This window comes from Burkholderia sp. Se-20373 (genome assembly GCF_017104705.1).
Taxonomy (GTDB): Bacteria; Pseudomonadota; Gammaproteobacteria; order Burkholderiales; family Burkholderiaceae; genus Burkholderia.
Window position 1 is genome coordinate 1 of the sequence record NZ_JAAGPH010000227.1, and the last position, 7828, is coordinate 7828.

The 7828-nt window shown below is 68.1% G+C and carries 6 protein-coding genes and 1 pseudogene; 3 read left to right on the forward strand and 4 right to left on the reverse strand.

What is annotated here, in order from left to right:
- Positions 1–118: 118 nt before the first annotated feature.
- Positions 119–733: pseudogene (locus G3N96_RS36375) on the forward strand (cytochrome P450); the annotation flags it as partial.
- 15 nt (positions 734–748) lie between these two features.
- On the opposite strand, the gene G3N96_RS36380 reads toward G3N96_RS36375, so the two are convergent.
- Both G3N96_RS36380 and G3N96_RS36385 read right to left on the reverse strand, forming a co-directional pair.
- Entirely contained in the window at positions 749–1075 is a 327-nt protein-coding gene (locus tag G3N96_RS36380) for a superinfection immunity protein (protein ID WP_011354384.1), read from the reverse strand.
- A gap of 101 nt (positions 1076–1176) precedes the next feature.
- Positions 1177–1596 (reverse strand): rhodanese-like domain-containing protein, encoded by a 420-nt coding sequence (locus G3N96_RS36385; protein WP_206140188.1) that lies wholly within the window; start codon positions 1594–1596, stop codon positions 1177–1179.
- A gap of 110 nt (positions 1597–1706) precedes the next feature.
- Between G3N96_RS36385 and ftrA the strand changes: the two genes are divergently transcribed.
- Complete coding sequence (gene ftrA / locus G3N96_RS36390) at positions 1707–2681, forward strand: transcriptional regulator FtrA (RefSeq protein ID WP_124578298.1); 975 nt, start codon at positions 1707–1709, stop codon at positions 2679–2681.
- Between the two features lie 163 nt (positions 2682–2844).
- On the opposite strand, the gene G3N96_RS36395 is transcribed toward ftrA, so the two are convergent.
- Both G3N96_RS36395 and adiC read right to left on the reverse strand, forming a co-directional pair.
- Positions 2845–5184 (reverse strand): Orn/Lys/Arg decarboxylase N-terminal domain-containing protein, encoded by a 2340-nt coding sequence (locus G3N96_RS36395; protein WP_206140190.1) that lies wholly within the window; start codon positions 5182–5184, stop codon positions 2845–2847.
- A 3-nt stretch (positions 5185–5187) separates the two neighbouring features.
- Complete coding sequence (gene adiC, locus G3N96_RS36400) at positions 5188–6720, reverse strand: arginine/agmatine antiporter (RefSeq protein ID WP_206140192.1); 1533 nt, start codon at positions 6718–6720, stop codon at positions 5188–5190.
- A gap of 431 nt (positions 6721–7151) precedes the next feature.
- On the opposite strand from adiC, the gene G3N96_RS36405 reads away from it, so the two are divergent.
- On the forward strand, positions 7152–7828 hold a 677-nt coding region (locus G3N96_RS36405), incomplete at its 3' end, for a nitronate monooxygenase (RefSeq protein WP_206140193.1).

A 7828-nucleotide genomic window follows, 5' to 3' on the forward strand; every position in this document is an offset into this window, starting at 1 on the left:
ATCAGGTCGTCCCAGCCGTTCAGCGCGACGAGCCGGTACGCGGCAGCGAGGTCGACGCGCATCCGGCGTCCGGCGTCCGAGATCGGGCCGCCGGGTTTCACGGCATCAGGACGGTGTGCGAATGACGGCGCGCGTCGCACAGACGGATGCGCACGACGGCACGCTCGTTGCCGCCGTGCAGCAGGCGGCCCGCGCATCGGGCTGGCAGGCGAGCGGCGCGCTGGTCGCGAATCTCGTCGGGCTGCTGTCGCAGACCTGCGAGGCGACCGCCGCGTGGCTCGGCAATACGCTGGTGGCGTGGAACGGGGAAGCGGGGGCGAGCGCCGCGCGCGTCACGCCGGACGATGCCGCGCTCGACGCATTCGTTGCCGAAGTCGGGCGCTTCGATTCACCGGTGCAGAACACGCGCCGCTTCGTCGCATCGCGCACGACGATCGAAGGCGTGAGCGTCGAGGCGGGCGACGCGATTCTCGTCGTGCTCGCCGCCGCGAACCGCGACCCGGCCGCGCATCGCGATCCGCGACGGTTCACCCCGGGCCGCGCGGCCGGGCCGAATTTCGGCTTCGGCACGGGGCCGCATGGTTGCCCGGGCGAGCGGATCGCGCGGGCGGTGACGGCGGGGGCGTTCGGGGCGTGGCTGCGTGCGGGCGGCGTACCGCCGCACGACGGGCTGGCGTGGGACTACCGCGCGTCGACCAACGTCAGGATGCCGAAGTTCGACGCGGTACGTTGAAGGGGAAATAGGGACTTAACGGCAGCCTTGCTTCTCCGCCCACTGCTCCTGGGCGGCCACGCGGCGCTGCACGCGTTCGACGAGACCGGTCGAGAAGGTCCGCATGCTGATGCCGCGGCGCTTCGCGAGGATCGTCTGCGCGACGTCGGTGCGCGGGTTCGGCTGGCAGGCCCAGTACAGCGTCATCAGCCAGCCGATGCCGGTCCACCCGAACAGCGCGTTGAACATCGCGACCGTCAGCTTGTCGTGCCGGCCACGCCGGTCGGCAATGACCGCCGGCAGAAAATAGATCGCGATCGCGGCCACCGAACCGGCCACTTGAATCAGGACTGCGTTCTGCATGTTGCTGCTCCATCCGAACTGCAATGGAACCGAGTATCGCGCTTTTTCCGTTTGCGTGCAGGCCGTGGCCAAGCAATTGATTGTTGCGTTTTTAATGACGATCAGCCGGCTTTGGCTTCCGCGGGCTGCACTTCGTTGCTCAGCGTGAAACCTTCGTCGAGCCAGCCCGTCACGCCGCCGATCATCAGCTTGACCGGCCGGCCGAGGCGCGCGAGTTCGATCGCCGCGCGTGCGGCGCCGTTGCAGTGCGGGCCCGCACAGTAGACGACGAACAGCGTGCCGGCCGGATAGCCGGCGAGCTTGCGCTCGATGATCTTGCGGCGCGGCAGGTTGCGCGCGCCGGGCACGTGGCCGGCGGCGAACTGATCGGGGCCGCGTACGTCGAGCAGCACGAAATCGGGCGTGCCCGACGCGAGCGCGTCGTGCACGTCCCAGCAATCGGTCTCGAAGCGCAGCGATGCCTCGAAATGCGCGAGGGCGGTGGCGCTGTCGGCGGCGGCGACGTCGGTGACGTAGGACATGGCAGGTTCTCCTGAAGAGTGCGTGGAACGCGGTGGAATGAGGGGCAGTATCGCGGTTCGGCGCGTTTCGCGGCAGTGGCGTGATCGACAAGTTCCGGTAACATCGCGCCATGCATAATCATCTCGTCGTCGCGCTCGCCTACGATCGCCTCTGCACGTTCGAATTCGGCTGCGTGGTCGAACTGTTCGCCCTCGAACGCCCCGAGCTCGGGGTCGACTGGTATCGCTTCGCGGTCTGCGCGAGCGAGCCGGGGCCCGTGCGCGCGGCGGGCGGCATCACGGTCGCCGCGCCCTATCGGCTCGCGACGCTCGATCGCGCCGACACCATCGTGATTCCCGGCTGGCGCGATCCCGACGAACCGCCGCCGGAGCCGCTGCTGAAGAAACTGCGGGCCGCGCATCGTCGCGGCGCGCGGCTCTGCTCGATCTGTTCGGGCGTGTTCGTGCTGGCCGCGGCCGGCGTGCTCGACGGCCTCACGGTGACGACCCACTGGCGTTATGCGGAGAAACTGCAGGCGCGCTATCCGGCGCTGCGCGTGAATCCCGACGCGCTGTACGTCGACGAAGGGCAGGTGATCACCTCGGCCGGATCGGCGGCGGGGCTCGACATGCTGCTGCATCTCGTGCGCCGCGATCATGGCGGCGCGATCGCGAACCGGGTCGCGCAGCGCCTCGTGCTGCCGCCGCATCGCGACGGCGGGCAGGCGCAGTTCGTGCCGCGCCCGGTCGCGCCGGGCGGCACCGACCGGCTCGCGAAGCTGATCGACTGGATGCGCGCGCACGCGGCCGAGCCGCATACGCTCGCATCGCTCGCCGCGCAGGCCGCGATGAGCACGCGCACGCTGCAGCGTCAGTTCGCGGATGCAACGGGGATGTCGCCGCTCGCGTGGCTGATCCGCGAACGCGTGAATGTCGCGAAGGACATGCTCGAAGCGCATCCGGCGCTGTCGCTCGCGCAGGTCGCGGCGCGCGCGGGGTTCGGTTCCGAGGAATCGCTGCGCCGGCATTTCCGGCGCGTCGCGGCGACGAGTCCGGCCGCGTACCGGCGCGGAATGAGTCGCGGCGACAGCGCACGGGACGCCTGAGCACGGTACCGATTCCTGTCGACGTTTTCCTCCGATGACACCGCAGTGACGCAAGATCGCGTATCACCGAGAGAGGCCGACCGCCTGAGCGGCCGACGCCGGCTGGAAGCGGCGACGCGCGCCGCCGGACGGCGGCGGCACGGCGTCGCGTGGCATTGCGTACTCAGCGTGTGCGGGTATCGCGCGCCTTCTGCTTGATGCACGCGATGCGATACACGCCATCCTCGACCTCGACACCGTGCGTGTCGTGCGTGAAGCCGGGGAAGCGCAGGTCGTACTGCTCGAGCGCCTTCAGGTAGCCGAGCAGCGGGCCGTCGGCCGGCCCCGCGTTCTCGCCGGGCATCAGCAGCGGAATGCCGGGCGGATAGGGCACGACGCCCGTCGCGACGGTGCGGCCTTCCATCTCCGCGAGCTCCAGCATCTCGATGTCGTTGTGCACCAGATGCTCGAACGCCTCGGCCGGGCTGTAGTCGGGCGTCGGCAGCGTCGAGAAGCCGCGCGACATCATCTCGGTCGTCTTCAGGTCGCTCATCGCGCTGAACATCAGGTCGCACAGATCGCGCAGGCCGAGCTTGCCGTAGCGCTCCGGATAGCGCGCGACGAGTTCGGGCAGCGCCTGTTCGAGCGGCGCGTTCGCGTCGTAGTCGCGCTTGAAGTCGAGCAGCGTGTTGACGAGCGTGCCCCACTTGCCCTTCGTCACGCCGAGCGAGAACAGGAACAGGATCGTGAAGTCGGTCGTCTTCTCGACGACGATCCCGTGCCGGTCGAGATACGCGGTGACGACCGACGCCGGAATGCCGACCGGCATCAGCCCGCCGTGCGCGGCGACACCCGGCGTGACGATCGACACCTTGATCGGGTCGAGCATGCAGTAGTCGTCCTCGATGTCGCCGAAGCCGTGCCACGTGTCGCCCGGATGCAGCACCCAGCACGACGGATCGGTGGCGAGCAGCGTCTCGTCCGCTTCGTGGAAGCGCACGCGCCGGCCCGTCTTGCGATCGACGACGCTATCGGGCTGCCAGCCGTTGAAGAACCAGTCGTTGTTCTCCGCGCATTCCGTATGCAGGCGCGCCAGCATCTGGCGGAACGCGACGGCCTCGCGGATCGCGTCGGTCGTCAGCGCCTCGCCGCCGGGGCCGTCCATCATCGCGGCGCTCACGTCGTTCGACGCGATGATCGCGTAGTTCGGCGACGTCGACGCATGCATCATGTATGCCTCGTTGAAGCGGGCGTGCTCGATCGGGTTGCGGCCGTCGCGAACATGAATGAACGATGCCTGCGACAGCGCGGCGAGCAGCTTGTGCGTCGATTGCGTCGCGAACACGGTCGGCTTGCTCGCGTCGTGTCGGGACGGATCGCCGTGCATCGCGTGACGGTCGCGGTAGATCGGGTTGAAGCGCGCGTAGCCGTACCATGCCTCGTCGAAATGCAATCGATCGACGCTCTGGCCGAGCAGTGCCTCGACGCGCGCGACGTTGTAGCAGAGGCCGTCGTACGTCGAGTTCGTGATCAGCGCATGCACGGGCGTCGGGTCGATGCCGTCGCGGCCGCGCACGAGCGGGTTCGCGTCGATCGCGAGGCGCACGGCGGCGGCCGTCAGCCGCTCGGGCATGATCGGCCCGATGATCCCGTAGTGGTTGCGCGATGGAATCAGGTAGGTCGGAATCGCGCCGGACATCGTCATCGCGTGCTCGGCCGACTTGTGGCAGTTGCGGTCGCACAGCGCGACCTGGTTGCGCGTCACGCTCGCCATCAGGATCACGCGGTTCGACATCGACGAGCCGTTCGTCACGTGATACGTGCGATGCGCGCCGAACACGCGCGCCGCATAGCGTTCGCTTTCGCCGATCGGGCCCGAGTGATCGAGCAGCGAGCCGAGTTCGCCGACCGAGATCGACAGGTCGGAGCGGAACAGCGATTCGCCGAAAAATTCGAAGTACGCACGACCGACCGGCGATTTCAGGAACGCGGTGCCGCCCGTGTGGCCGGGCGTGTGCCACGAGTATTCGTAGACGCGCGAGAACTTCGCGAGCGCGCGGAACATCGGTGGCAGCACGGTTTCGCGGTAGCGCTCGATCGCGGCGACGATCCGGCCGCCGATGAACGCGGTGGTGTCCTCCAGCATCCAGATGAAGTCGTCGGCCTTGCGCATCGCGTCGACCGGAATCGCGGACGCGCTCGCGCGGCTCGCGAGCAGGAACACGGGCACGGTCGCGTTGCGGGCGCGCATCGCGTCGAGCACGGCCTGCGCGGGTGCGTGGTCGGCGTCGTTGCCGAGTTCCCAGTTGAGCAGCAGGCACTGGATCGCCGGATCGGCGGCGACCACCGCGCACGCATCGTCGGCGGACGTCGCGATCACGACGTCGACGAGCCGTGTGCGCAGCTCTTCTGCAAGCGCCGTCGCGGCGCGCCCGGTGGCCGTGCGTTCATCGATGTCGTGCTGCACGAGCAGCGCCTTCATGCCGAGGCGGCGGAAGGCCGGTTGGGTCAAGGAAGTAGTCATTGTTCAATCCCCCGTTTGCTGGGTTGCCTGGACGCTCGCGGCAATGGCCGGCGAGCGCGCGTGAAGGGTGTCGGCCTGGTGACGGCCCACGGAGATCCAGAAGGTGGCGGCGAGCGCGGCGATGGTCACGCCGAGCGCGAGATAGCGCACCCAGCGCGGCGAGCGGCCGCCCGGATGGATGTGGGTTTCCTCGATCTCGCGCTGGCGGTTGATCGACAGCTCGTAGAAGACGATCGTCGCGACGACGAAGATCAGCGACCAGCGCGTCTGCTGGCCATCCGAGCCGACCATCGCCCAAAGCGCGTAGACGGCGCCGATCAGGCCGACGATCGTGTAGAACGTGAACTGGTGCGACGGCATCTTGCCGTAGCCGAGCACCTTGATCGCGATGCACGAGTAGATGTACGGCAAGAGCGTCATGATCACGGCGATCGACGCGATCTTGCCGAACTGTTCGCTGGCGCTCGGCGACATCGTCGCGAGCACCTGCACCGACATGATCAGCGCGACGATCGCGAGGCCCGCGGACGGCACGTTCTTCGAGTTCACGCGGGCGAACACGCCGGCGAACAGGCCGTCGTCGGCGGCCGCCTTCGCGGTCTGGCCGACCAGCAGCGTCCACCCGGCGAGCGAGCCGAGGCAGCCGAGCGCCGCGCAGATCGCGACCGCGTTCGCGGCCGTATTGCCGAGCGCGAGGCGCGCGGCATCCGCGAACGGCGCGCTCGAGGCGAGCAGCGCCTTGTTCGGGATCATCCCCATGATCACGGTCGAGCTGAGCACGTAGCAGACGGCCGCGAGCACGACGCCGCCGACGGTTGCGATCGGCACGTTGCGCGACGGGTTCTCGACGACGCCGGCCGATACCGACGCACTCTCGACGCCGATGAACGCCCACAGCGTGAAGTTCAGCGTCGCGCCGATCGCGCTGAAGCTGTTGGTGCCCGACACGTTCCAGCCGGCGAAGTACACGTCCTTGCTGAACCAGAACCAGCCGAACACGGCCATCCCGAGGATCGGCACGAGCGCGAAGATCGTCGTGACCGACTGCACGCGGCCGACGACGTTCGGCCCGAGGATGTTCGCGTACGTGAACAGCCAGATCACGAAGATCTGCGCGAGCGCGAACACGAGCGGGTCCTTCAGGACCGGGAAGAAGTGCGTGAGGTAGCCGAGGCCGGCGACCGCGAGGCCGACGTTGCCGAGCACGTTCGCGAGCCAGTAGATCAGGTTGGTCTGGTAGCCCATGTACGGGCCGAACGACTTGCGCGCATACGCATAGGGGCCGCCGGCGGCCGGGTCGATCGCCGCGAGCTTCGCGAACACGAGCGCGAGCGACACGGCGCCGACGACGGTGATCAGCCAGCCGAAGATCGCGATGCCGCCGGTGGCGGCGAGGTTCGCGGGCAGCATGAAGACGCCGGAGCCCATCATGTTGCCCGCGACCATCAGCGTGGCGGGAATGACGCCGATTTTCGGCGCGGAAGCCGCGGCCGAGGGGGCGGCGGCGCGGGAGGAGGACGAGCTGGCATCGGACATGCGACGCTCCTTGACGAGACGAGTTGCGGTTGAGGTGGCGCGGGGTGGCGCCGGTCGACGATTCCGGTGTGGATCGTCGATTTAATTAACGTGTTCATGTTATCGCCTGGGTGGTTTTGAATAAGGGTAAACACCGGTATTTAATAACTTGAATATTGATGGATGTCATTGAAACCGGTGAATCGGTGTTTGAATGCGGGTGTGGATGGGCCGTGCGGTAAGGCTGTGGACGTTTTTTGGTCTCGGCCATGGATGATGGGGGGCGCGCTGCAGAAGCCGCCGTGCATAATCCTTTTTCCCGAATCGGTTAAATCAATTCGTGACGTAAATGGCGCCGCAATCGGGGTTCGGTTTGTCGGTTAATATCGAGCGCATTAAATGTGCGCCGCCGGCGCGCGCGACCACCGCTTCTTCCCCAAGGACGATTCCCGATGACGACACTGCCTTCCCGTTTACCGCTGATCCAGGCCCCGATGGTGGGTTCGTCGAGCCCGCTCGCGATCGCGGTGTGCGAAGCCGGCGGGCTCGGCTCGCTGGCATGCGCGGCGCTCGGCACGCGGCAGCTGCGCGACGAGATCGCGGCGATTCGTGCACGCACGGGCGCGCCGTTCAACGTGAACTTCTTCTGCCACACGCCGCCGGCGCCCGACGCCGAGGTCGAGGCACGCTGGCGTGCGGCGCTCGCCGGTTATTACGCGGAAGCCGGTCTCGATCCGGCCGACGTGAAGGGCGGCCCCGGCCGCGCGCCATTCGACGATGCGATGTGCGCGGTCGTCGAGGAACTGCGCCCGGCCGTCGTCAGCTTCCATTTCGGGTTGCCGGACGATGCGCTGCTCGAGCGCGTGCGGCGCACGGGTGCGTGGGTGGTGTCGTCCGCGACGACCGTCGAGGAAGCGCGCTGGCTCGATGCGCGCGGCGTCGACGCGATCGTCGCGCAGGGCGCGGAGGCCGGCGGCCATCGCGGGATGTTCCTGACCGACGACATCCATGCGCAACCGGGCCTGTTCGCATTGCTGCCGCAGATCGTCGACGCGGTGCGCGCCCCGGTGATCGCGGCCGGCGCGATCGCCGACGGGCGCGGCATCGCGGCTGCGTTCGCGCTTGGCGC

Coding starts and splice junctions, on each gene's coding strand:
- G3N96_RS36380 (WP_011354384.1), bottom strand. CDS start 1,075: ATGCAGAACGCAGTCCTGATTCAAGTGGCCGGTTCGGTGGCCGCGATC.
- G3N96_RS36385 (WP_206140188.1), bottom strand. CDS start 1,596: ATGTCCTACGTCACCGACGTCGCCGCCGCCGACAGCGCCACCGCCCTC.
- ftrA (WP_124578298.1), top strand. CDS start 1,707: ATGCATAATCATCTCGTCGTCGCGCTCGCCTACGATCGCCTCTGCACG.
- G3N96_RS36395 (WP_206140190.1), bottom strand. CDS start 5,184: ATGACTACTTCCTTGACCCAACCGGCCTTCCGCCGCCTCGGCATGAAG.
- adiC (WP_206140192.1), bottom strand. CDS start 6,720: ATGTCCGATGCCAGCTCGTCCTCCTCCCGCGCCGCCGCCCCCTCGGCC.